Source organism: Sphingobium subterraneum (assembly GCF_014199435.1).
Lineage (GTDB): Bacteria > Pseudomonadota > Alphaproteobacteria > Sphingomonadales > Sphingomonadaceae > Sphingobium > Sphingobium subterraneum.
The window spans coordinates 1-23,713 of the sequence record NZ_JACIJP010000015.1 but is presented as its reverse complement, the minus strand read 5'-3'; the positions used below and the strand labels follow the sequence as shown (position 1 = coordinate 23,713).

Sequence of the window (23,713 nt, the reverse complement as noted above, 5' to 3'; positions counted from 1 at the left end):
GCCTGTGCGTCAGATTCCACAAAGTTCGGAGCCTGGGATCGCAACCTGATGACGGAATGGCATGCGCGTTATGGTGGACGGGGCGTCATGATCTACTGGCATGTCGAACGACGCGCGACATGCGTCTATTCCCAGCTCAAGCGCTGCTCTTCCTCCGAGGTCGCCTCCATGATCGAGGGCGTGCTGCGCCATTGCACCGACATGGAAATCCAGCGACAATATGTTGATAGTCATGGCCAAAGCGCGGTTGGCTTTGCATTTTGCCGGCTTCTCGGATTTGAGCTTGCACCCCGCCTGAAAGCGATCGCTCGCCAGAAGCTGGCTCTTCCCGATGTCGGCATGCGAACGCGGCTTCCCCACTTGCAGCCGATCCTCTCCAGTCCGATCAACTGGGATGAGATCGAGCAGCAATATGACGAGATGGTCAAATATGCAGCCGCGATGCAGACAAAAACCGCCGACCCGGAGGCGATCCTGCGCCGGTTTAGCCGCTCCGAGGTGATGCACCCGACCTACAAGGCGTTGAGTGAGCTGGGCCGCGCGGTCAAGACGATCTTCCTGTGCCGGTATCTGCGCGAGGAGTCCTTCCGCCGCGAAATTCATGAAGGCCTGAATGTCGTTGAAAACTGGAACAGTGCCAATGGGTTCGTTTTCTTCGGCAAGGGCGGCGAGATCGCCACTAACCGCATCGATGAGCAGCAGCTCTCGGTCCTGGCGCTACATTTGCTGCAAGCGTCGCTTGTCTATGTGAACACCCGAATGCTTCAGAGCGTGCTGGTGGAACCGAAATGGACGGGCCGGATGACGCCGGATGATTATCGCGGCCTCACACCGCTGATTTACAGCCACGTCAATCCTTATGGCCGCTTCGACCTCGATCTGAATAGCCGGATCGATTTTGGGCGGCTTGCTGCCTGACCGGGGCCTTTCCGCTCGCACCATTTGGGTGCACCCGAACGTGACGATCGGAAGTGACATATACGACATGTCACAAAAGGGTGGTTCCGTCACCAATGTTACTGTACGAGGGCAAAGCCACCCTAATGTGACGGATTTGCCCATGACCCGCGTCGGCTACGCCCGCGTCAGCACCATCGACCAGGATCTCGACATCCAGGTTGCCCGGTTGAAGGCAGCGGGCTGTGAAATCCTCCGCTCCGAAACAGGCTCGGGCGCATCGCGCACTGGACGCACGGAGCTTGAGACGATCATGCAGTTCCTGCGCGCCGATGACGAACTCGTCGTCCTGCGTCTCGATCGGCTCGGTCGCTCCACACGCGATGTTCTCAATCTGGTTCATGAACTCGACCAGAAGGGAGCCTCATTGCGGGTGCTTGAGCCGGAGGTGACGACGGCCGGAAGCATGGGGCGGATGGTGATCACCATTCTGGGCATGGTCGCGGACATGGAACTGACGTTCATCAAGGACCGGCAGCGCGCCGGGATCGAGGCGGCGCGCGCCGAAGGCGTCTACAAAGGCCGGAAGAAAAACATCGATGACGATGAAATCCGACGCCGGATCACCGCCGGCGCGAGCAAGGCCAGCGTCGCGCGCGACCTCAAGATCTCAAGAATGACCGTCTATCGGGCGCTTGACGTCATTCCTTCAAGGATCGGGCTGCCGGAAAAGCCGCCTTCTGTCACCATCGCCCTGCATCTGACCATCGAGAACTTCAACAAGCATGGTCGTGGCAGAAAGCCCGCTCGCGAGCGCATTGAGGCGATGCTGGAGCGGGATTACCAGATGCAAAAGACCGGGAACTGCGATTACACGCTGACCGTCGCCTATGATCAGGGTGCCGATGGCGTCAGCCTCGATGATGAGATCGCATCTCTCCAGACAGAGATGTTCAACATCGCAGAGAGCTACAGGTGCTCGATCGAGACCGATGTTTACGAGATTGGAGGACAAGAGCGAGCCTGGTAGATCGCCATGTTCAATCTTTGTTCTTCAACATGGCCAAAATCGCAGCTTCGGGCCGACTGGGCCCTATACCCAGCGCCTGTTCTGGGATCTGGGCGGGGATTCTTCGCCCTTCCGTAACATCGATTTCATGCCCGAACTTTTCTACCTGCTACCGGCCGTATCGAAGGGCACATTGGCGTTCGGCGGACAGGCGGGGCTGCGCCATGAGTCCAACGGCCGCGATGGGTTGGCGTCGCGCAGCCTCAACACCCTCTATGTCCAGCCTGTGGCGACGATACCGATCGGAGACTACAAGCTGTCGCTGGGCCCGCGCTACTCCTTCTATGTCGGTGACCTTGAAGACAATCCGGATGTGAAACGCTATCGCGGCCACACGTCCTTGTTCGCGGAGTTTGGCCGTGACGACGGGCTGCGACTGACTACCAACAGCCGCATTAATTTCTCGTCGGGCAAGGGCGCAATAGACGCTGAGCTTTCCTATCCGCTGGACAAGATCGTTGACACCAACCTCAACGTCTATGTCTTCGGCCAAGCCTTTGCTGGCTATGGCGAAAATCTGCTCGATTATGACCGCAAGGCGACACGACTGCGGCTTGGGGTCGCTATCGTCCGCTAATCCGGAACCGGGCAGAATCTATCGTAAGGTAGCGGGCCCGGCGTTGGACGTCCCCTTACCCTGATGCAAAAGTGATTTATGCATCATCGGAAGGCCAACGGCGTAAGAGTCTGTTTGAGAATTCATGAGATGATCGGGAGATTGCCATGTTACGTATTTTTATTGCTGCCACTACTATGGCAGTCTTGCTTTGGTCGCTGCCTGTATCCGCTGAAGAAATCCCTCGCTGCTCCTCCTCGTCTATTCCCGCAGCAGACAAGGCGCGCCTCACGGCGGAATACAAGCGGCGGTTTCTGGCTGAAGGGAAAACCAAGGCCGATGCCTGGGCCGGTGAGCAGGGAAGGCGCCATCGCGAAATCATGGAAAGGCAAGGTATCTGTCCCCCACGCGAACCGGCGAATAGCCAAGCCAATTCAGCGCCCCCGCCTCGAGAACAACCGACGAGCAAAAACCGTAAAAAGGGCAAGTGTACCCGTACCGTCTGGCAAACTCGTCATATAGCGAGCGCAGGTGGAGGCCCAATGAATACGATTAGGGTGCCTGTCTGCGTGAACTAAGCGAGCGACAGCAATGCTGGTGTGTTCGGTTATCCCGCCAAAGGGCACACAGGAAAAGCTCTGGTGCGAAGTCAAAAGTTTCGCATCAAACCAAAAGCCGCGCTTTTCCGTGCCCTTCCCTGATGCAAAAATCTGATGCAGAATCGCGCCATGATTTACGGCTATGCGCGCGTCTCCACCAACGGCCAAGATTTGGCCCAGCAGCTCGCCCAGCTTGAGGCGGCGGGCTGCGCGAAGATCTACCGCGAGAAGATCAGCGGCGCGTCGGCCGAGCGGCCCCAGCTCAAGCGCGCGATCGGCGCGCTCGATCCCGGCGACGTGCTGATGGTGACGGCGACCGATCGCCTCGCCCGCAACACGCGCGACCTCTTGAACATCCTCCATGCGGTAAAGGAGGCCGGGGCCGGCTTCCGCTCGATCGCCGAACCGATGGTGGACACGACCTCGCAGCTCGCCGAAGTTGTGATTGCCGTTCTAGGCGTCGCGGCCAGCTACGAGCGCCAGCGGATCGCCGAGCGCACCAGCGCTGGCCGCGCCCAGGCCAAGGCGCGCGGGGTCAAGTTCGGCCGCAAGAGCGCCCTCACCCCGCACCAGCAGGCCGAGGCGCGGCGCAAGCTCGACGCAGGCGACACCCAGCGATCGGTCGCGGCGCTGTTCAACGTCAGCCAAGCGACGATTTCGCGGCTACAGGGGTGATGAGCGACGCCCCCCGCCCTCTCTGGCGTTGATTTAGGCGGCGATCGCCGGCGCACATTCCCAGCGCCTGCCATGCCAGCGGAATCCTACCCGCTGCGCGTTGCTGATCGCTGGCGGCTCGCCCTTGCGCCAGAAGGCGCGCATCTTTGCCTGATCGTCAAGATGAGCGTCGGCCACGATCGCGCGCGCGGCCTGGATGAACTGCCCATGCCCGAACACATAGACCAGCGAGGCGGGCGGCATGGCGGCGAGCCGCGCCAGCGCGGCCTCGCAGCGCCGGAGCAGGGTGGCGAAGCTCTCCGCCCCTTCCCCGTCGCAATAATCAGGATCGGCCGCGCTCCAATAGCGTTCGAGGTGCGGCATCCGCTCCGCGCTGCGCGTGCCGTTCCAGCGCGCCGGTTGCAGATAGGTGAACTCCTCTATCGGCCACACTTCCACCGGCACGCCGGGAAAGCGCGCGATCGTTGGCGCAGCCGTCTGCTGCGTGCGGGTATAGGGCGACGTGACGATGAGCGCGGGCGCTTCTATCCAGCTCGCCGCGACTTCGCGTGCCTGTTCCTGGCCCAGCTCCGTCAGCTCGATCGCGCCGAGATCGTGGCAGGGCACGCCGGCGTTGCCGGTAGATTCGCCGTGGCGAATGAAGATTACGCGCATGGCTATTCAAACAGTTCCGCATGAGTGCCGGCGCGCACGAAGTTCACCAGATTCCCCTCAATCGTATAGATCAGCAGGAAATCGCCGCCGATATGGCACTCGCGATGATCGCTCCAATCGCCTTTCAGCGGATGATCCAGCCATTCCGGGCCTAACGGCGCGTCGTTGGCGATGAGCATCATCATCGCCTCCTTGAGCTGTTTCATGTTGTAGCGCCCGCTGCGCGACAGCCGCTCCCAATCCTTGACGAACCTTTTTTCGTAGGACGCCTCTCTTGGGAACGCCGCCCGCTTACTGCTGGCGGGCTTCTTGGTCGAGGGCATCGAACATTTCCTGGGCATCGGTGAAACGGGCGCGGCGAGCCTTCATCGTCGCGCGGGACGCCTCGATCGCGGCGCGCGTCTCGGCGTTCGGCACCTTCAGCTCGAACGGCAACGCATGATCCTTGGCGACCCGCGTGAGGGTCATGCGGACCACATCCGAGACGGTCAGCCCCAGCTCGGCCAGCACGGCGGCGGCTTCATCCTTCAATGTTTCGTCGATGCGCGCGCGCACGAAAGCGGTAGCGGCCATTGGAACCTCCTTAGTCAAGCCGATAATGTAGCTCAGTTGAGCAACAATTTCAATCCAGGCTAGGGGGCGGCGCCTGCCGCTGGCGCGGCACCGTGGCCCTACTCGCTTCGTTCCCCAAGCCCGCAAGCGGTCTTGGCCCAAGGTGACGACCCACATGGCGGGGGCGAGATCGCAAGCGGGTCTCGCTTCATGGTGCCGGCGTGCGCCGGCGTCGATCCTGTTTGAAGGGGGAAAGGCGGTCCCGGCCGCCTCTCCCCCGCAACGGGATTAGACGGGGCCGTGCCTCGCTGCGCTGCGGCCGCACCACCCCCATCGAATCCCGCTGCCCCCCTCTCTCGCCGGCGTTCTTGGGCGTCCGTGTTCCGGCCGATGGCATGGCCATCGCCGAACAGGCGATTTGAAGGGAGTAAGGACGATGACCCACGAAACCCGCGAAAGCTGGCTCAATGCGGTGGCGGCGGGCATGGCCCCGCTGTTCGAGGTGCTGGACGCCCCCCTGCCCGACCGCGTGCGCGTGGCGATCGGCTTCACCAGCAGAGGCGCGAAGGCCAAGGCGATTGGCGAGTGCTGGGATAATCGGTTGAGCGCGGACGGGCATTTTGAAATCTTCATCCGCCCGGACCTGGCGCACGCGCCCGACGCGATGCCGGCGCAGATCGCAGCCATCCTCGCGCATGAGCTGGTCCATGCCGCTGTCGGCATCCCGGCAGGGCATGGGAAGACGTTTAACGGGTCGCCCTTGGGCTGGGGCTGGTCGGGCCGATGCGCGCCACCACCCCCGGCGAGGCGTTCCTTGCGGCCATCGCGCCGATCCTGGAGTGCGTTGGCCCCCTCCCCCATGCCCGTCTCGACACGGACGGGGAGTCGACCGCGCCCAAGAAGCAGAAAACCCGGATGCTCAAATGCGAGTGCGCGACGTGCGGCTATACCGTGAGGACCGCGCGCAAATGGCTTGAGCAGGCCGGAGCGCCGCTTTGCCCGATCGAGGATCACGGCCAGATGGAGCATGAGCCGCTGGACGATGACGACGCCGAACCGGAGGAATGATGCGGCGCGCTTTCGTCATTTCAGATTCAGCGCCTCCCTATCGTCATTTCGGGAACGACAGGGCTTCCCCTCCCGGTCTATTGTGTATACAAGTATAGGATTATACGTGTAGGAGTGTAGCATGAAGGTTCTCGCCATTCTCTCACAGAAAGGCGGCGTTGGGAAAACGACGCTCGCGACCTGTCTGGCAGTCGCGGCCGAGCAGGCGGGCAAGGTCGCCGCGATCATCGACCTGGACCCGCAGGCGACGGCCTCGTTCTGGAAGGACGTGCGCCAGCTCGACACGCCCGCCGTGGCGTCGATTCAGCCGGTGCGCCTGCCCGCTATGCTCAAAGCCTGCGAGGACGCCGGCACCGATCTTGTCGTGATCGACGGGGCGGCGGTCGCGCGCGACGTGGCCTATGAGGCAGCGCGTCACGCTGATTTCATCCTGATCCCGACTAAGACGGCCGTGTTCGACACGATGAGCATGACGCACACCCTCGACGTGGTGCGCCAGCTCGACCGCGCCTTTGCCGTGGTCCTTACCTTCGTGCCCCCGCAAGGTCAGGAAACTGGCGATGCGATTCAGGCCGTGGCGGAGCTAGGCGCGACGGTTTGCCCGGTGACGATCGGCAACCGCAAAGCCTTTTTCCGCGCCCAAGCCGCAGGCCGGGCCGTGCAGGAGTTCGAGCCGCATGGGCCAGCGGCCGACGAAATCCGCCGACTATACGAGTATACAAATATACGCCTATACAATCAGGCGGAGGTGGCGTGATGGCGAAGGGCGGAAACAGTCTGCAAGCGGTGCTGAACCGCGCCAAGGCGGACGGAGACGCGGCCCCGGCCCCAGCGTCGGCGATCGAGCCGGTAGACGTGACCCGCAAGGCCCCGCCGAGCGGCCGACAGGGGACCAAGCTGATTGGCGGGCATTTCCCTCCCGAGGTCAGCACGCAGCTTCGCATTATCGCGGCCGAGGAAGGGACGACCGTTCAAAGCCTGCTGGGCGAGGCGCTGGACGACCTGTTTGTGAAGAAGGGAAGGGGGCGCATCGCCGGCTAGTATAGATGTATACAATTATACACCTATACATCTATACACCTATACTAGCGCAAGGGGGCAGTCTTGTGCTTGTTGCGACAGAAGCCGATGAAGGCGGCGCGGGGGCTTTTCAGTTCCGGCCGCCCGCTGTCGATCCACCATGACACCCATTGGTCATAGAGCGCGTAAACGTCATAGCCAGGCGCAACGCTCTTGGCGTCGTGGAAGCCTTCGGGGTCGATATAGGGCCGCTCGGGTTCCGCCTCGATCGCCTCGACCGTATCCAGAGCCTCGCGATTGCGGAACGTGACCGTATCGCCGTTCATTTCCACGGCATAGTCGGGCAGATGATCGTGCGCGACGAGATCGCGCAGCATCGAGCGGAACACGCGCAAATGGCTACTCGCGCCGGTCTTTTTCTGTAGCGTTTCGACCGAGATCGACCATTTTTCCTGCGCGCCGCAATGCTTGCGCGCCAGCTCGTAGATACGCCGTTCGAGCGGCTTGCGGAGGCGGAAATAGTCGCGATGGAGCGTCAGGACGCTGCGCCCCTCAACCATCTTGAACAGCCAGTCGGATAGCGTGACCTTGATTTCCGACATTTGGCCGGAGCGGGTTTGCCGCACGATCCGCCATTCATTGATGAGGCCGAAACCTTCGGTGATTTCCTCGCCATCGGCCTTGATATTCGTGGTGATCCGCGTCCCCGACAGCCGCTCGAACGCGCTCCGCAGCCGGTCATAGCCGTCGCCATCGGTTTGCCGGTTGGTCCACACCAGTAGATCGCGAGCAGTGAGGTGCAAGGTGCGGCTCGGTCGCTCCCCCTGGTTCATCTTCCCGATGAGCTGGGAGATGCAGTAGATCAGAATATCCTTGTCGTGGATCGTCGCCAGCCCTTTGACGCTGGGGACGATTTCGAGCTTGTTGCCGTTATGCTCATAGCGGAACACGCGCCGATCGGGCTTGGTCGCGAGCGAGAAAATCGGATGCTCCATCGAGGCCATGTCATCCTTGGGGATGGCGTCGAGAACATCGCAAATGAACAGATCGGGATCGGGGTAGCGAACAGGCAGCAGGGGAGGGCGTCCCTCCGCGCCGTTCGGGGTTTCATTGACGGCAAGCGGGAGTTCGGGGTTTCGTTGACGGTCAGGCTCGATTCGGGGTTTCATTGACGCGCACCGTAGATTCGGGGTTTCATTGACGCAACGGAAAAGTTCGGGGTTTCATTGACGGGTGATCGCGATTCGGGGTTTCGTTGACGCAGATTCGGGGTTCTGGAGTCACCAGATTCGGGGTTCCGTTGACGCCGAGGGCAAAAAAACGCCCGATTATTCTAATATTTTCAGTTGCTTATGAAACCGCCAAAATCCCGTAACACGACTCTTTAACCCATATATTAACACTAGGCCGACCTGTGGATAACTTTAACCGCAGCGCCCACTCGACGCCGGATCATCGTGGTTTCACCCACCAGCGTCCCGCCAGATCGAACAACTTGTCCTGATTTTCGGGACAGAGGCAGCATGATCCACTCGCGCCGCGCTACCGGCACCGGTCAGAGGGAAGAAAAGCGCCGCCTCTTGGGGGCTTCGCCCCCGCCGGCTCGCGGCCTTCGGCCGCCCCGGATCGCTTTGCGATCCTCCCACCCGGCATCCCCATGATGAGCCGGCTTCGCCGGCACGCTTTTTGCTAGATTGAGGATCGTTTAAACGCCCCGCTTCTATCGACACCACAGCGCCAGCGGCACCGTCGCAATTGGCTTTCCAGGAAAGCCAGGCGGATAGGGCGGTGATCGAGCCGAGAGGGCAGGGGAGGCGGAAACGTCGCAGCAGGGGCGATTTCCGGGCCGCTGGGCTTCATTCTGGACGTTTGGCAGGCCGGGGAGGGTCCAAGCGGCAATGGCGCTCTACGGGCTTCCCATGCGGCCGATTTCTGGAAAGCTAGATCCTCGCGAGGTCGGGGATCGAAACGGCGAGCCTCAAGGTTTGTGCGCCAGGCAACGATTTCACGGATTTGGCCCCGAACATTGCTGCGGGAGAGGGCGGAATCCTACGCCAAGAGCCGGCAGGGCAGGGCGCGGAAAGTCCGCTAAACAACGCCAAGGGCGAACAGACGGCGAACATGTATATTTGTATACGCCTATACATTCGCGCCTAGTGGCGCGTCCGCTTCGGTGGCGTCGGCGCGGCCATCAGCTCATCAAAGGCGGAGTCATCGCCCAATGCGTAGCGGCGCAGCGGATCATCCTCGGTCATGCGGCCGGCCTGGACTTCGCGCCATGTCACATATCGCAGCCGGCTCCGGTCCAACGCGCCATCGACAAGACATTCCGCGCGCAGGAACATCCATATCTGGCCCTGCCGGTGCTGGGCGAAGGCTTCAAGATCGCCGTTCGTCTCTTGGAGATGCACCGCCACAAGATCGCAGACGAGATTGAATATCCGCATGAGGCCGAGCCGGCTTTCCTCATCGGTGATCGCTTCGTGCAGCTCCAACACTTCGTCGCGGATCGCCGGAAGAGGTGCGGAACCGCTCTCTCCATAGGCCATGAGCCGGTCCCAAAGATCAATGACGCGTTGGTCCATATTCTATCCTTCCGCCCTTGGCGGCAGTTCTGACACTATACAGCAAACGGCCTTTTTCACTTCGTCGATAGTGTCCGTTCACGCCTTGTCGAACTTCCCGGCGAACTCGCGATCGGCGTAGTAGCGCAGCTTGGCGGCGACGATCGGCCGTTGCCCCGCAAGGAACAGGAGCTGCAAATCCTCGCGCAGCGTGCGGACTTCATCCGGCGTCAGCAACGGCCGCGCTACATGCTGCGATCCGAACGATATGCCGGTTTCCTCCGCGTCGATCGCGCGGCTCATCGTCTCGAACACGACTGTCTCCTGGCCGAGCAGATCGGAGACGAGCCTGGCGCTGTCGTGATCGTTGACGCCGAACACTTGCAGCACGCCGGCGTTGGACAGGAAGGTGCCGGCGCGGCGCTCGTAGAGCGCGCGGAGCTGGTGAACATCTTGCAGGATCGGCCAGAGCTGGATGCCATAGCCGGCCATCAGGCCCATCGCGCGCTCGACGGGTTCGAGGCGGCCGAGGGCGGCGAACTCATCGAGCAGGAACAGGACGGAGCGGGCAGGGGAGGACGGCGCGCGCGCCAGATCGGTCAGCCCTTGCGCGAGCATCAGGCGCAGCCAGCGGGCATAGGTGGCGAGCCGATCGGGCGGCAACACCAGATAGACGGTGGTGGCGTGCGCCTTCACATCGGCGAAGGTGAAATCCGAGCGCCCCAGCACGGCCGACATGCGCGGCGAATCGAGGAAATGGGTATGGCGCTGCGCGGCCGACAGCACGCCGGCGGCCTCGCGATCGGACTTGCCCAGGTGGCGGTTCGCGGCGCGGGCGATCAGGCCGCGCGCCTGCGTGCTGCGCGACATTTCCCGCAGCATCCTTTGGAAATTATCGGGCGCGAAGGTGAGGCAGTCGCGCACCGCTTCCAGCGTGCGGTCCTGGCCTCGCGATTCCGGGTCGCACGCCACCCACAGGAGGATGCCGGCGATCAGCGCCTTGGCTTCCTCGTTCCAATGCGCCTCGCCGGCTTCGCCGGGAGCGTCATAGACCAGCGCGTCGGCCAGCGTCATGCAGTCGTCGGCGAGATCGAGGCCGGCAGGGTCGATGCGATCGAGCGGATTGAAGGCAGCGCCGGGAAGGCCCGTCACCCCGAACGGATCGAGGACATGGACCGGGCCGAACTTTGCCCGATGGCGGGCGGTGATGCGGGCATTCTCGCCCTTGGGGTCGATGCAGACGACCGGGCCGGGATAGTCGAGCAGGTTGGGAATGATGGTCCCCACGCCCTTGCCGGTGCGCGTCGGCGCGATCGTCAGCAGATGCGAGGGGCCGGCATAGCGCAGCAGCCTGCCGTTCTTGCGGTCGCGGCCGATCAGCAGGCCGTCGCCATTTTGGGCGAGGGGGCGAGTTTCCCGATCGGTGGCGAAGCGGGCCGAGCCGTGCGTGGCATCGCCGGCAGGGCCGCCGTAGCGCAGGATCAGCGGTTGAAAGAGGGCGCGCAGCGCGACGAGGATGACGACGATCGCCGTCAGCATCATGACGGTCTGATAGATATGGGAATCGTGGGCCAGGCCGAGCAGCCTGCCAAGAATGAGCGGCACCCCAAGCCCCAGCACCAGGCCGGTGATGAGGAACAGGACCAGGACGCCGAACAGGTGGCGGATGAGGGCGACCGGGCTGGTGACGAGGGCCGTGATCGCCCATATCGGCTGTTCGCGCGCGAGCCGCGCGAGGTTGCGGATCGCGCGGCCGAGCTGGCGGAACCATTCCATCATCAGGATTCCCTCCCGCTGTCGTTTTCGAGATGTTCGGCGCAGATCGCGGCGGCGATCGTGTGGAGATGCTTCACGCGGTCAACGAGCCAGGCCAGTTCGTCGGGGGTGATTTCATAGGCATGGGAATAGCGCGCCTCGACATAGGCGCGCTGGAGCTGCGCAAAATGGCGGCGGGCGGCGCGGGTATCGCGCGGCCAGGCTTCGATCAGCCGGGGATCGAGATTTTCGGCAAGCGAGCGCAGGATGCCGATGCGGTGCGATTTGGGCGCGTAGAGCGTCAGGACGAGCAGCAGGCCATGATAGGCGCGCTCGACGGCCTGGTGGAGCATGAACGCGGCATGGTTGGTCTCGCCGTCGCGGATCGCATATTCGGCGAGCGTCAGGCAGTATGCGGCATCGGGGAGCCACTTGTCATAATGCGCCCTGGCTTCGGCGTGGCGTTCCTGCGCGTCGAGCTGGCGCGGCACGGCGAGGCGCTGTCCCGGCGCTTCGTAGAGGGCGATCCCATCGCGGGCTATGTCGGCGAAGAAGGGACGGCCGCGCGCGAGCTGGTCGTTCACGTCCATCAGCGAATGGACGATGAAATTGACGGGCGTGGCGAGCTGGCGGGTGACGGTCAGCTCGCGCACCAGATGATCGTCGGCGACAGCCCACCATGTTGCAGATCGGTGAAGGTCTCGGAGTTGACGATGACGAGCAGATCATAGTCGGAGATATAGCCGCTGGCGCGATCCTCGACCCAATCGCCGCGCGCGTAGGAGCCGAACAGGATCAGCTTGAGGATGCGGCCGCCCTTGCGCTTGTCGGAGAGCTTGGTTTTGACGGCATCCTCAAATTCATCGAACAGGACGCGGGCGACCCGTTCCAGCTCGCGGCGCTTGGCGGCGGGAAGATGATCGAGGCCGGCGCGCATGGTCAGCGCGCTTCGGGCAGGTCGATAGCGGTGATGCCCTGAGCGGCGGCGATGGCGTCCACCAGGCTATCGACGGTTTCCATGCGATGGCTGGGCCAGTCGCGTGAGACGGTGACATAGCCGGCGTCGGTCTGGACGTTGATGATCGCCGTGGCGGGCAGCAGATCGAGCAGGGTTGCGAGCTTGTCCTGAATATCGGGGGTGATGTGGTCGATGCCGGGGCCGACCATCAGGAGCTGCCAGGAAAGGCGCGAGGTGTCGTCAGTCATGGGCGGTCTGTTCCTTGCTGTCCTGTCCTTCCGCTTCCGCGTCGAACGCACGTTTGCCGCGCCGCTTCCAGAGCGCGAGCGCGTTGCCATCATCACGCGCGCGGGCGGCAAGATCGAGCATCGCGCCGTAGAGCGTTGCGCGATCGTCGTCGGCCAATTCGACGAGGCCGGCCTTCTGGACGAGGCCGCCCAGCTCTATGAGATGGCGGGTGCGTTCGCGGCGCTGCACGACCCATCCTCTCGTATCGGTGCGGCGCTTGGCGGCTTCAACCCTGTGCCTCGCCTGCGCCAGTCTGGTTTCCGCTTTCGCCGTTGCCGCCAGAGCGTCGCCCAGCCTTGCGCCCGCGTCCCTGAAAGAAGGCCGCGCCCCGCGAGCGCAACGCCTCCTTTTCGCCAGCGTCGGCCGATTCCACGGCAGCGAGCAGCGCGCCGGCGAGTGTGTCGAGATCGAGCGCATCGGCCCCGGTTGCCGTCACCAGTAACCCAAGTTGCTCGATCTTCTTGGCCTTGATAGACTTGGCCTTGTCGCTCAGTGCCCGCAATTCGGCGTCATAGTCGCGCGTTTTTCGCATCACTCTCTCCCTCGCGCCCGTCGAACAGGAGCCGCACAGTAGCACGATCGCGCTGGCAGGACAGCGGTTCCATCATGAAATGCGGCCAAGTCAATCACGCGAACGGCAGAGAGTGGTGAGTGCGCGCTTATACGTCGTTGCCGACGTGCGCTAAGAAGGGCAGTATAGCGGCTGTCATGGCGATCTACCATTTCTCGGCCAAGGTCATCAGTCGCGCCAACGGATCGAGCGCCGTTGCGTCGGCTGCCTATCGTGCGGCGGAACGGCTGCACGACGACCGGCTCGGGCGCGACCATGATTTCTCGAACAAGGCCGGCGTCGTTCATTCGGAAATCCTGTTGCCCGAAGGTGCGCCGGAGCGTTTAAACGACCGCACGACCTTGTGGAACGAGGTCGAGGCGGGGGAGGTCAGGAAGGACGCGCAGCTTGCCCGCGAGGTAGAGTTCTCGATTCCGCGCGAAATGAATCAGGTGCAGGGCGTCGCGCTCGCCCGCGAATTTGTCGAAAAGCAGTTTGTCGAACGCGGCATGGTCGCGGACCTCAATGTCCATTGGGACATGGGCAAGGATGGGATGCCCAAGCCCCACGCGCATGTCATGCTGTCGATGCGCGAGGTGGACGGGGAAGGGTTCGGGAAGAAGGTCCGCGAGTGGAACCGAACCGAGCTGTTGGAGAGGTGGCGCGAGGCATGGGCGAACCATGTCAACGAGCGGCTTGCCGAGCTGGATATTGATGCCCGCATAGATCATCGCACCTTGGAGGCACAGGGGATCGACCTGGAGCCGCAGCACAAGATCGGGCCAGCGGCATCGCGTATGCCCGAACAGGGCCTTGAGGCGGAGCGGGTCGAGGATCATGCGCGGATCGCGCGCGAGAATGGCGAGAAGATCATCGCCAATCCGGAAATCGCGCTCGACGGTATCACGCGGCAACAGGCGACGTTCACGCGGCGCGACCTGGCGCAGTTCGCGTTCCGGCACAGCGACGGCAAGGACCAGTTCGACCAGGTGATGAGCGCGGTGCGGACCAGCCCCGAGCTGGTGGCGCTGGGCAAGGACGGACGCGGCGAGGACCGCTTTACCTCGCGCGATATGATCGACACCGAGCAGCGGTTGGAACGCGCCGGCGATCGGCTTGCTGGACGGGAGGGGCATGGTCTCCCGGCGGCAGCGTGGAATCGTGACGCCGCCGCCGGAAGTGGGGGCCTGACACTCGGGGCAGAACAGCAGGCCGCGCTGGCACATATCACCGGCAAGGGCGATCTTTCAATTGTGGTCGGCTACGCCGGCACCGGCAAATCGACCATGTTGGGCGTTGCGCGCGACGAATGGGAGCGCGCCGGCTATCAGGTGCGCGGCGCGGCCCTGTCGGGGATCGCGGCCGAGGGCTTGGAAGGCGGCTCCGGCATCCAGTCGCGCACGATCGCCAGCATGGAATATCAGTGGGGCCAGGGGCGCGAGCTGCTAGGTCCGCGTGACGTGCTGGTGATCGACGAGGCCGGCATGATCGGCACGCGCCAGATGGAGCGCGTGCTGTCAGAGGCCGAGCGGGCAGGGGCTAAGGTCGTTCTTGTCGGCGACGCCGAGCAGTTGCAGGCGATCGAGGCCGGCGCGGCGTTCCGCGCGCTGGCCGAGCGCCACGGCGCGGCCGAAATCAGCGACGTTCGCCGGCAGCATGAGGACTGGCAGCGCGACGCCACGAAGGCGCTGGCGACGGGCCGCACCGGCGAGGCGATCCATGCCTATGAGCAGCACGGCATGGTCCACGCGGCCGACACGCGCGAAGCTGCGCGGGGCGAGCTGGTGGGCCGCTGGGACGCGCAGCGGCTTGCCGATCCGGACAAGACGCGGATCATCCTCACCCACACCAATGCTGAGGTGCGCGATTTGAACCAGGCCGCGCGCGAACGTCTGCGCGACGCCAGCGAGCTGGGGGCGGACGTGCGCGTGTCGGCCGAGCGGGGGCCACGCGACTTCGCCAGCGGCGACCGCATCATGTTCCTGAAAAACGAGCGCGGCCTTGGCGTGAAGAACGGCACGCTGGGAAAGGTCGAGCGCGTTTCGCCCGACAGCATGGCGGTGCAGCTCGACGATGGCCGGAGGATCGCGTTCGACCTCAAGGACTATGCCCATGTCGATCATGGCTATGCCGCGACCATCCATAAGTCGCAGGGCGTGACGGTGGATCAGGCGCATGTGCTGGCGACGCCGGGGATGGACCGTCATTCGGCCTATGTCGGCATGTCGCGGCACCGTGACGGGGCGCAGCTCCACTATGGGCGTGATGATTTTGCCGATCAGCGTCAGCTCGCCCGTGTCCTGTCGCGTGACCGCGCAAAGGACATGGCCGGCGACTATGGGCGTGAGGGCGCTACGGCCGAGCAGGACCGGGTGCGTGCGTTCGCCGAGCGGCGCGAGATCCGGTTCCCGGAACTCGCGCGGGAGATGGTCGCCAAGGTGCAGGCGAAGGCCAAGGGCATGTTCGCCGGCTTCCGCCCGAAACCGACGTCGCCCGAGCCGGTGCGCGACGGCAAAGGGGGGCCGATCAACACCGGCTCCGAGCGGGGATCGCCCGCGCCCAATCAGGCCAAGGCGATCGAACGCTATGCGCGCGTCCAGGCCGATATGGACCGGATGCGCGAGAAGGGCTTGCCTGTGCTCCCGCACCAGAAAGAGGCGCTGGCGAAGGCCGGGGACGCGCTCGATCGGTTGCGCCCCCAGGCGGCTCGGGATTTGGCTTCCGCGTTCGAACGCAACCCCGCACTGGTGCGCGACGCGGCCGAAGGCAAAGCCGGCGGGGCGGCGCGGGCAATGGCCGAGGAAGCCCAGGTCCGTTCCAATCCCGAACTGCGTGCCGACCGCTTCGTGGAGCGCTGGCAAGGTATGGCGCGCGAGCGGGCCGAGCTCGCGCGCAGCGGCGATCGTGCCGGCGCGGAGCGCACGGCCAAGAAGATGGATGGCTTGGCGGGAGGACTGCATCGCGATCCGCAGCTCGAATCCGTGCTGCGGCGGCGCGCGCCCGAACTGGGGCTGGAGATGCGCCGGGATCGTCCGATCAGCCAGGAATTGACCCGTTCGCTGGAAATCGGCCGCGATCGAGGGTTGAGCCGATAAGGAGAGACAATGGCGGACGAGGAATGGGAGGAAGGCGGCGACGCGGCGGCGGAAGCATTCGAGCAGGTGCGCGCCGCGGTCGAGCAGCAGCGCGGCGAGCTGGCATTGATGCGCCGCGCCATCGAGGGACTGGCGGCCGAGCGCGCCAGCATCGACGTGCCCGACTATTCCGAGACGCTGGGGTATGTCGTCCAGGGGCTGGACGGCATCAACGGACGCCTGGACCAGGTTACGACGGCCATCGTGAAGTCGCCGGCGCTGGCGATGACGCCTGCACAGGTTTCGGCGCAGATCAATCGAGCGGCGGCCGACCTTCGCAGCGCCGACCATGCCGCCCTCGCGACCGCCACCGACGAGATGAAGCAGCAGGGGCGCGAGCTGCGCACCGTCGTTCAATCGGCGCTGACGGCGCGGGATCAGAAGGACCGTCAACTATGGTTCGGGTTGAGCGGGTTGCTTATCGGCATCCTCCTCTGGTCCTTCCTTCCCGGTATGGTCGCGCGCGAGATCGCGCCGGCGAGCTGGCAATGGCCCGAACGCATGGCGACGCGGGCTCTTGCCGAGGCGACACCGTGGGATGCCGGGCAGCATTTGATGGCGAGCGCGTCACCGGCGAGCTGGGAGGCGATCGTCGCGGCCGACAGGTTGCTGCGCGACAATCGTGAAAAGATCGAAGGATGCCGGCAAGCGGCAAGGAAGGCGGATCAGCCGGTGCGATGCACGATCCAGGTGGGAGTGAAGAGATAATGGTGATTCCCTACCGCTCGACGCCCATATTCGATGAGGCGACATTGCCCGCTGCCCTGCGCTCCGAACATCGCACCAAGGCCGGTGTGTGGGGCGTGATCCGGGTCATCGAAGGGAGATTGAAGCTCACCTATCTCGACCCGGCCTCGGAGGTGGTCCTTACACCTGACCGGCCAGGGCTGATCTTGCCCGAACAGCCGCATTTCGTGGAACCGCTCGGAGCCATGCGGATGCAGGTCGATTTCTACGATCAGCAGCCAAGCCTTTAGGGAGAGCCATGCCTAAAACAGCCTTGTCATACCCGCTTCTTGCCATCCTCGCGCTTGGTGGCTGTGCGACGCGCGACCCGGCACCGAGTCCCGGCTCGCTTCCTACAAGCCTGTCCCGGCCCGACGCCGAGGCTTTGCCGCATGACCTGACCTATGGCGCGGCGTTAATGACCGTCAAGGTCTACCCGCACCTGGCAGCGAAGGCCGATGCAAACGCCAATCTGTTCATCTCCCCGGTCAGCTTGTCGCAGGGCCTGGGGCTCGCCTACCTTGGCGCGCGGGGCGCCACGCGCGAGGAGATTGGCCGCGTGCTTGGTTGGGATTCGTCCCGCAACGTCCCTGCGCTCATCAAATCCTACAATGCCCAGCTTAACGACACCGGCGATGCCGATACCGCGCTCGGCATCGCGAACGCGCTGTGGCTGGCGAAGGGATTGCCGGTCCGGGACGAGTATGTCGCCGAGGCGCATGCCGGCTTCGGAGCGGCTCCGGAAACCGTCGATTATGCTGGTGATCCCACCGGAGCGGCCGAGCGGATCAATGGCTGGGTTTCGCGCGAGACGAAGGGCAGGATTTCGGAGATCGTCTCTCCGAGCGGCTTCGGGGATGACACCGCCGCTGTGCTGACCAACGCGCTTTACTTCAAGGCGAAGTGGCAGGTGCCGTTCGAGGAGACGGAAACGCGGTCCTTCACGCGTGGCGACGGCACGCGCATCCCGATCACGATGATGAAGCGGATTGGCCGGTTCGACTACCGCGAGACCCGGGAAGGGCAAGCGATCGCGCTGCCTTATGGTCGCAACGGTCGTTTCGTGATGGAGATTTTCCTGCCACGTGACGCGGCAACCCTGCGCCGCTGGGAGCGTGAGCTGAAGGGTGTCGATTTCTTCGCCGGCGAGCAGGGCGGCAATGATCGTTTCGACCTGTCCGCGGAGCAGGCTCGCGAGATGCGGATCGTTCTGCCCCGCTTCGAAGCGAGGTTCGATGAGAGCGTGAAGGCAGCGCTGATCGCAGCGGGCATGCCAAGCGCCTTCGACCAGCAGCGTGCGGACCTGTCGGGGCTCGCCAGCGGTGCGCGCCTCGCGATCGATGACGTGGCGCACGCGACCTTCCTGCGCGTCGATGAGGAGGGCACCGAGGCGGCGGCGGCAACCGCAGTCAAGATCGTCGTGACCAGTGCGCGGATAGAGCCTCAGGTGCCGGAGATGGTGGTCGATCGTCCTTTCCTTGCCACCCTGCGAGACCGAAAGAGCGGCGCGGTGCTGTTTTTCGGGCGCATCGCCGATCCGACAGCGATTCCATAGGCGCACTCAGGCCATGCTCCGTTCAGCCGTGCGGGCGTAGCCTCCCGGTATGATGATGGTGTCGCTATCGCGAGCGATCGGCACGGCTCTGGCCGGTGCGGCGTTGAGCGCGTCCACGCCCGCCATGGCGTGCTCCTGCATCCTGCCCGACAATATCGAGGCAGCGGGACGCGCGGCGTTCACCAAAGCCGATCTTGTTGGTGAGTTGGAGATAGGGCGGGCGCCGGTGACGGCACCGCGCAGTTTCTGGTGCGGGTCGGACGGACGAGCACGACCATGGTTCAGGCCCGGGCATAAGATCGAGCAGAGCCGCCCCGCGCGCGTTATCAGCATCACGAAGGGCCGCGTCTCGGGACCAATTCGCATCCGCACCAGTCCGGTGATGAACATAGGTGGCCGGTGCGGAATGACCGGGAATAGCTGCCAGGTGTCTCTCGGCCGAAGCACCGTTCGGACCGGCCCCATGCTGTTTCGGCGTGTTGCGCCGGGCACCTATGAACCCTTGGACGTTTGCACCCAGTCGGCGTTCACCACCTGGCTCGAACAGCGCCAGAAGCGTCGCGCACTCCCGCAGACGCGGTAACGCTTCGAGGAACCATCGATTTCTTGAATCACCGGCGTGCCATTGATTCAAGAAAGTCGCCGGACTTGGAGAGGCATAATTCGTAGGCTCCGCGCCATGAATGGCGCGAACCTGTCCTTGCCCGAGCCGATCGAGCTGGTGGCGCTCGATCCGGCGCGCAACATCCGCCGGCGCTACAGCATCACCGCGAGCCTCGATCTTTTCGGCATGATCGTTGTGGAAACCCGCTGGGGCCGGATCGGCTCACACGGCCAGGCCCAGCGGCACGCCTTCATCGATCGCGCGGCGGCCGACCGCCACATTGCCGCGACCCTGCGGCGGCGCGGCACGGCCGAAACCCGGATCGGAGTGCCTTACAAGCCGGTGCCCACCGAGATTTGAGCCGCCACCGCCACATCGGCTGCTTGAAGAAACCGGCCGGTGCTACGGCCAGCATGTTGCCGGCTCAAGCGGCGCATCCTCTCCTGGACGACAGCCCTGGCGACCATCGGCCGACCGTAGCGCTCCGCATTCTAGCCGGAAATGGTTCAGCGGGACAGGATGCCGGCGGTCCCTTGCACGTCTGGCGTTCGCCTGTGAGCGCTACGGCGGCGATGGTCATGGCGCGCTCGCGTCGAAATGGACGCTCTGGAAAAGCCTCGTGCCAGATCTTCTCGGCCATCGATGCAAGCTCCTGCGGCGTCGGCGGCCGAGCCTCACGAATGCACGCTATCAAGGCGCGCGGGAACAGGCGCTCCATCGTCTCTCTCCGATCGCGATATGGGAGCCTTATAGCACGGGCGCAGCCCCGATCGACCGGGACGGGACGAAGCGGGCCTTGAAGCGGTCTGGCCGGAAACATCGGCGCCCGCACCCTATATCGCTTGAGGGGCAGGAGAGCCCTGCCCGGAGAATGAGATGCCGTCCGATATACCTGCCCGTGTTCCCTTGCCGATCGCCATGCCCGACAATGCGTTCGGAGCAGCGCTGATCGAGCAGGCGGCGTCGCTCAGCGCCTATGCGCGGCGACTGACTGGAGGGGGCGCCGATGCCGACGACCTTCTGCAGGACACCATGCTTCGGTGCTGGACCGCGCGCGCCAGCTTCGCGGCGGGAACAAGCCTCGCCGCCTGGACCCGGACCGTGATGAAGAACTGCTTTCTCACCGGTCGTCGCCGCGCCCGCTTTCACGCCGACCTGCCCGAGGATGCGCGCGACCGGAGGGCATCGCGTGGATGGTACGCCAGACAACGCTAAGCCCGAACAATACCAGAACGGCGATGTGAGGGCGGTCAACGGCGGAAGTCGATCAGCCCCAGCTCTTGCCACATCCACGTAAAATCATAGGTGGCCATTGGCTCGCCAGTCCCGGATTTTGCCGCACCATTCTCTATATATTTTAGCCAGTCGGCAACTTTCGCCCGGCCTGCCTTTGTACGGGCCAAAGCCCGCGGTGTCTTGTTGCCGAGGGCGGGCACCGCTTCATCAAGCGTTTTGGTATATTCGCGTGTCAGCATCTCATGAACGATGCGCTCCCTTTCGTCCGACGGGATATCGAGCGGCTCTTCCTGCGGAGCGCGGGCGGCGTCATCGGCCATGAACTGGGCCATAGTCCGAATTTCGGTCATAGGTGTGCTCACGCAATCACCGAGCCATTCGCGCATCTGCGTGATCGCTTGCTCCGCGCGGGCGGCGCTATTGACCTCAACGATCAGTTTGCGACCCACCAGTTCGACATTGGCAAAAACAGGTGTGCCGTCCTCCATGGTTGTCACAAAAGCCTGCCCGCCTTTGGTCGTTCGTGGTTTCCTGTTCTTCGTCACTGGCGCCAGCCAGTTCCAGAACGTATCGCTCGCAGGTTCCAGCCATTGCGCCGCGTTCAGCCTGCGAACCACGCTCTTGCCGATCACGCCCTTCGCCAGGGGGAACACGATACGGTGGAACACAAGATCATCGCCATCGGCATTGACCATTTCCGGCACGCTGCCGGACATGGCCTTGCCCAGACAATCAAGCAGCCAGATATTGGTGAAAATCGGACCTGACGCTTTTAGGAGGCCCTCCCTTTCGGGAGGGGACAGTCGGTCAGTACCTGGCCCATCGTCTTCAAGTTGGGAAAAGGCCTCGATCACTCGCCCGGCGCCGTCCGCGCTGAACGGTAATAAGGCGCCGGAAATCCCATGGCGGCCATTCACCTCGATGACCCGTGCGGCGATCTTGTCCCAGTTAACAAGGGTCTGCGTTGCGCTATGTTCGCGCACCGTGACCGGCGCAATATCGCGCAGAAGATCCCGCAAGGTCATCGACTGCCCGGGGACGACCTCGCTAACCTCATAGAGCGACATCACCGTATCGCGCAGTGCGCGCATGTAAGCCTTGTTCGGCGCTTTCTCGTTCCAGCCCCGGCGCTTGAGATACTCATCGACGAGATTGAGGCCTTCAGGCTCGAGTTCCTGTGTGAGCAAGTCTTCGAAAGCACAGCCCCACAGCTGCGCCTCCCAATGATCGCCGATGATGTCGAATATATCATCAGGCTCAAGATCCATCGCATCGCAGGCCGGGCCAAGATGCGCGACGAGCATCTCGTCCATCATCTCGTCCCAGGGCGCACGGCCCAAGTACTTCATCAATCCGGAAAGATCGTGAGCGGATTTCGGTCTGGACATTCAGGCAGGCCTTTCCACGCCAAGGCGGCGCATTTCGCGATAGATAGTCGATCGGCCGATGCCGAGTTGCCGCGCCGCTTCGGTCGGCGAGATACGGGCTTCAACCAGTTTGATCGCGGCATCCACCTTGGACATGTCGAGCGGCTGACGGCCAGGCTGCTTGCCCTTGGCGCGTGCGGCAGCGATGCCGTCCCTGGTCCGCTCGGAAATCAGCCGTCGCTCGAAATGGGCAATGGCCCCGAACACATGGAAGATGAGTTCGCCGGCGGCCGACGATGTGTCGATCTTTTCCTCAAGACTCAGAAGAGCGATGCCCTGGCCGCGTAGCGTCTCGACCGTGGCGAGCAATTCGGCCAACGAGCGCCCGAGCCGATCGAGGCGGACCACCGCTAGGGTATCACCCTTACGCGCATAGGCGATCAGTTCGGCCAGACCGGGCCGCTCCATGCTCTTGCCCGACATGACGTCGGTAAACACCTTGATGGCGCCCGCCTTCTCCAGTCGCATGGTTTGGCCCGAAACATCCTGATCGCCGGTGCTGACGCGGGCATAGCCCAGAATATCGCCCATGCCGTGCGTCTCCCCAACGGTCGTTCTGTGGACGCTATGGAGGGCAGCCGCTGCGCCCCACCCATATCCGTCCACATACTATGTCTCTTTACTCCTCGCTGTCCATAGGCCCAGATGACCTTTTGTGGACAGGAAACGGCATGACGAAGCGCAAGCATCGGCTCTGTTGCAAACTCTGATGCGGTTGCCAACGTTGGGCCTTGTCTTGGTAAGGTCGGTTGTGATGGACGATTTCAAAGGGCGGCATTTTACCGGAGAAGTCATCCTATGGGCGGTCCGCTGGTACTGCCGGTACGGTATCAGCTACCGTGATCTCGAGGAAATGCTGGCGGAACGTGGCATCGATGTCGATCACACGACCATCTATCGCTGGGTGCAGCGCTACGCGCCGGAGATGGAGAAGCGGTTGCGCTGGTTCTGGCGGCGCGGCTTTGATCCGAGCTGGCGTCTCGATGAGACTTACGTGAAGGTGCGGGGCAAATGGACCTACCTCTACCGGGCGGTCGACAAACGGGGCGACACGATTGATTTCTACCTGTCGCCGACCCGCGGCGCCAAAGCTGCGAAGCGCTTTCTTGGCAAAACCCTTCGCGGTCTGAAGGACTGGGAAAAGCCGACGAAACTCAACACCGACAAGGCGCCAAGCTACGGCGCCGCAATCGCCGAGTTGAAACGAGAAGGAAAGCTCGCCCCAGAAACCGAACACCGGCAGGTGAAATACCTGAACAACGTGCTCGAGGCCGACCACGGCAAGCTCAAGATGCTGATCAAGCCCGTGCGTGGTTTCAAATCGATGCCGACAGCCTACGCCACGATCAAGGGCTTCGAGGTGATGCGCGCCCTGCGCAAAGGGCAGGCCCGGGCATGGTGCCTGCAGCCAGGGATCAGGGGAGAGGTGCGTCTGATCGAAAGATCATTTGGCATTGGCCCCTCGGCCATGACCGAGGCCATGGCCATGCTCAATCAGCATTTCAACAAAGCGGCCTGATCCCAACAAAGGCGCGGTGCCGCTCGGCGGTCCCGAATGTTTGCAACAGAGCCCTCGACGATACCTTTGTTCGCCGATTAGACGTTCAATTATCGCTGGCGGATAGTCCTTGAGGTCGACGAGGTGGGGTGGGCGATGTCGCAGGTCTTCGTGATGAATTAGGGCGTAGTGCCGGAATAGCATTTCACGCGTGACGGCCTCCATCAGTCCGACCAGCTCCGCATGGTTCCCGACTGACCGAAGCGCTTCCACGACGACGCTCGTCAGCGCGAGGCCGAATGGAGCTTTCGATACGGCGCCAATATAG

At 63.4% G+C, this 23,713-nt stretch carries 25 protein-coding genes and 2 pseudogenes; 15 read left to right on the top strand and 12 right to left on the bottom strand.

Annotated features, from left to right (window positions below; all coding sequences use genetic code 11):
- The 4 genes from FHS92_RS17510 to FHS92_RS17495 form a co-directional block, all read left to right on the top strand.
- Window positions 1-918: Tn3 family transposase (locus tag FHS92_RS17510; RefSeq protein ID WP_184081911.1), on the top strand; the 918-nt coding region annotated here is incomplete at its 5' end.
- Between the two features lie 142 nt (window positions 919-1,060).
- On the top strand, window positions 1,061-1,927 hold the full coding sequence (locus FHS92_RS17505; protein WP_006961816.1) for a recombinase family protein: 867 nt from the start codon (window positions 1,061-1,063) through the stop codon (window positions 1,925-1,927).
- A complete protein-coding gene (locus FHS92_RS17500) occupies window positions 1,818-2,543 on the top strand; it encodes a phospholipase A (RefSeq protein ID WP_171010093.1) in 726 nt (241 codons plus the stop codon). The genes FHS92_RS17505 and FHS92_RS17500 overlap by 110 nt, the downstream gene beginning before the upstream one ends.
- Before the next feature lie 707 nt (window positions 2,544-3,250).
- Window positions 3,251-3,796 carry a recombinase family protein gene (locus FHS92_RS17495; protein ID WP_038292857.1) on the top strand — a complete coding sequence of 182 codons (546 nt, stop codon included), beginning with the start codon at window positions 3,251-3,253 and terminating at the stop codon, window positions 3,794-3,796.
- A 33-nt stretch (window positions 3,797-3,829) separates the two neighbouring features.
- On the opposite strand, the gene FHS92_RS17490 is transcribed toward FHS92_RS17495, so the two are convergent.
- Genes FHS92_RS17490 through FHS92_RS17480 form a run of 3 tightly spaced genes read right to left on the bottom strand, consistent with a single transcriptional unit; the run spans window position 3,830 to window position 5,023 of the window.
- Window positions 3,830-4,450, bottom strand: coding sequence for a histidine phosphatase family protein (locus FHS92_RS17490; protein ID WP_017501689.1), 621 nt, complete (start codon window positions 4,448-4,450; stop codon window positions 3,830-3,832).
- Window positions 4,451-4,452: 2 nt separating this feature from the next.
- Window positions 4,453-4,773 carry a type II toxin-antitoxin system YafQ family toxin gene (locus tag FHS92_RS17485; protein ID WP_026109291.1) on the bottom strand — a complete coding sequence of 107 codons (321 nt, stop codon included), beginning with the start codon at window positions 4,771-4,773 and terminating at the stop codon, window positions 4,453-4,455.
- Entirely contained in the window at window positions 4,742-5,023 is a 282-nt protein-coding gene (locus FHS92_RS17480; protein ID WP_017501687.1) for a type II toxin-antitoxin system RelB/DinJ family antitoxin, read from the bottom strand. The genes FHS92_RS17485 and FHS92_RS17480 overlap by 32 nt, the downstream gene beginning before the upstream one ends.
- Before the next feature lie 415 nt (window positions 5,024-5,438).
- On the opposite strand from FHS92_RS17480, the pseudogene FHS92_RS17475 reads away from it, so the two are divergent.
- The 3 genes and pseudogenes from FHS92_RS17475 to FHS92_RS17465 all read left to right on the top strand — a co-directional run bounded on the left by FHS92_RS17475 (window position 5,439) and on the right by FHS92_RS17465 (window position 7,111).
- Window positions 5,439-6,070, top strand: a pseudogene (locus FHS92_RS17475) (transcription elongation protein SprT).
- Window positions 6,071-6,191: 121 nt separating this feature from the next.
- The gene (locus tag FHS92_RS17470) at window positions 6,192-6,827 is read left to right on the top strand and encodes a nucleotide-binding protein (RefSeq protein WP_017501684.1); all 636 of its coding nucleotides are present in this window, start codon (window positions 6,192-6,194) and stop codon (window positions 6,825-6,827) included.
- The gene (locus tag FHS92_RS17465; protein ID WP_017501683.1) at window positions 6,827-7,111 is read left to right on the top strand and encodes a ribbon-helix-helix domain-containing protein; all 285 of its coding nucleotides are present in this window, start codon (window positions 6,827-6,829) and stop codon (window positions 7,109-7,111) included. Before FHS92_RS17470 ends, FHS92_RS17465 begins: the two co-directional genes overlap by 1 nt.
- 44 nt (window positions 7,112-7,155) lie before the next feature.
- On the opposite strand, the gene FHS92_RS17460 is transcribed toward FHS92_RS17465, so the two are convergent.
- The 7 genes and pseudogenes from FHS92_RS17460 to FHS92_RS17430 form a co-directional block, all read right to left on the bottom strand.
- Entirely contained in the window at window positions 7,156-8,259 is a 1,104-nt protein-coding gene (locus FHS92_RS17460) for a replication initiator protein A (protein WP_004213366.1), read from the bottom strand.
- Window positions 8,260-9,243: 984 nt separating this feature from the next.
- Window positions 9,244-9,675: a hypothetical protein gene (locus FHS92_RS17455; protein WP_017501681.1), complete on the bottom strand. Its 432-nt coding sequence runs from the start codon at window positions 9,673-9,675 to the stop codon at window positions 9,244-9,246.
- Between the two features lie 78 nt (window positions 9,676-9,753).
- Complete coding sequence (locus FHS92_RS17450) at window positions 9,754-11,430, bottom strand: type IV secretory system conjugative DNA transfer family protein (protein ID WP_026109289.1); 1,677 nt, start codon at window positions 11,428-11,430, stop codon at window positions 9,754-9,756.
- A gap of 2 nt (window positions 11,431-11,432) precedes the next feature.
- A pseudogene (locus FHS92_RS17445) lies at window positions 11,433-12,346 on the bottom strand (HEPN domain-containing protein).
- A 2-nt stretch (window positions 12,347-12,348) separates the two neighbouring features.
- Window positions 12,349-12,615 carry a hypothetical protein gene (locus FHS92_RS17440; protein ID WP_026109288.1) on the bottom strand — a complete coding sequence of 89 codons (267 nt, stop codon included), beginning with the start codon at window positions 12,613-12,615 and terminating at the stop codon, window positions 12,349-12,351.
- The gene (locus FHS92_RS17435) at window positions 12,608-12,844 is read right to left on the bottom strand and encodes a conjugal transfer protein TraD (RefSeq protein ID WP_017501678.1); all 237 of its coding nucleotides are present in this window, start codon (window positions 12,842-12,844) and stop codon (window positions 12,608-12,610) included. Before FHS92_RS17435 ends, FHS92_RS17440 begins: the two co-directional genes overlap by 8 nt.
- A 37-nt stretch (window positions 12,845-12,881) precedes the next feature.
- Window positions 12,882-13,187 (bottom strand): conjugal transfer protein TraD, encoded by a 306-nt coding sequence (locus FHS92_RS17430; protein ID WP_017501677.1) that lies wholly within the window; start codon window positions 13,185-13,187, stop codon window positions 12,882-12,884.
- A gap of 176 nt (window positions 13,188-13,363) precedes the next feature.
- Here FHS92_RS17430 and traA point away from each other — a divergent pair, with 176 nt between their 5' ends.
- The 7 genes from traA to FHS92_RS17395 all read left to right on the top strand — a co-directional run bounded on the left by traA (window position 13,364) and on the right by FHS92_RS17395 (window position 20,439).
- On the top strand, window positions 13,364-16,300 hold the full coding sequence (traA, locus tag FHS92_RS17425) for a Ti-type conjugative transfer relaxase TraA (protein WP_017501676.1): 2,937 nt from the start codon (window positions 13,364-13,366) through the stop codon (window positions 16,298-16,300).
- 9 nt (window positions 16,301-16,309) lie between these two features.
- On the top strand, window positions 16,310-17,047 hold the full coding sequence (locus tag FHS92_RS17420) for a DUF6118 family protein (protein ID WP_017501675.1): 738 nt from the start codon (window positions 16,310-16,312) through the stop codon (window positions 17,045-17,047).
- Window positions 17,047-17,316, top strand: coding sequence for a TehB family protein (locus FHS92_RS17415; protein WP_010339208.1), 270 nt, complete (start codon window positions 17,047-17,049; stop codon window positions 17,314-17,316). Before FHS92_RS17420 ends, FHS92_RS17415 begins: the two co-directional genes overlap by 1 nt.
- Window positions 17,317-17,324: 8 nt before the next feature.
- Window positions 17,325-18,620: a serpin family protein gene (locus FHS92_RS17410; RefSeq protein WP_230190404.1), complete on the top strand. Its 1,296-nt coding sequence runs from the start codon at window positions 17,325-17,327 to the stop codon at window positions 18,618-18,620.
- Between the two features lie 49 nt (window positions 18,621-18,669).
- On the top strand, window positions 18,670-19,203 hold the full coding sequence (locus FHS92_RS18180; RefSeq protein WP_017501673.1) for a hypothetical protein: 534 nt from the start codon (window positions 18,670-18,672) through the stop codon (window positions 19,201-19,203).
- 96 nt (window positions 19,204-19,299) lie between these two features.
- Window positions 19,300-19,584 carry a WGR domain-containing protein gene (locus tag FHS92_RS17400; protein ID WP_017501672.1) on the top strand — a complete coding sequence of 95 codons (285 nt, stop codon included), beginning with the start codon at window positions 19,300-19,302 and terminating at the stop codon, window positions 19,582-19,584.
- 516 nt (window positions 19,585-20,100) lie between these two features.
- Entirely contained in the window at window positions 20,101-20,439 is a 339-nt protein-coding gene (locus tag FHS92_RS17395) for an RNA polymerase sigma factor (RefSeq protein WP_230190403.1), read from the top strand.
- 35 nt (window positions 20,440-20,474) lie between these two features.
- Here the strand turns inward: FHS92_RS17395 and FHS92_RS17390 are convergent, their stop codons facing one another.
- Together FHS92_RS17390 and FHS92_RS17385 are read right to left on the bottom strand one after the other, a co-directional pair.
- Window positions 20,475-21,848 (bottom strand): DUF7986 domain-containing protein, encoded by a 1,374-nt coding sequence (locus FHS92_RS17390; protein ID WP_026109286.1) that lies wholly within the window; start codon window positions 21,846-21,848, stop codon window positions 20,475-20,477.
- Complete coding sequence (locus FHS92_RS17385) at window positions 21,849-22,418, bottom strand: recombinase family protein (protein WP_017501669.1); 570 nt, start codon at window positions 22,416-22,418, stop codon at window positions 21,849-21,851. It lies immediately after the preceding gene.
- A gap of 223 nt (window positions 22,419-22,641) precedes the next feature.
- Here FHS92_RS17385 and FHS92_RS17380 point away from each other — a divergent pair, with 223 nt between their 5' ends.
- A complete protein-coding gene (locus FHS92_RS17380; RefSeq protein WP_026109285.1) occupies window positions 22,642-23,406 on the top strand; it encodes an IS6 family transposase in 765 nt (254 codons plus the stop codon).
- Window positions 23,407-23,713: the final 307 nt, after the last annotated feature.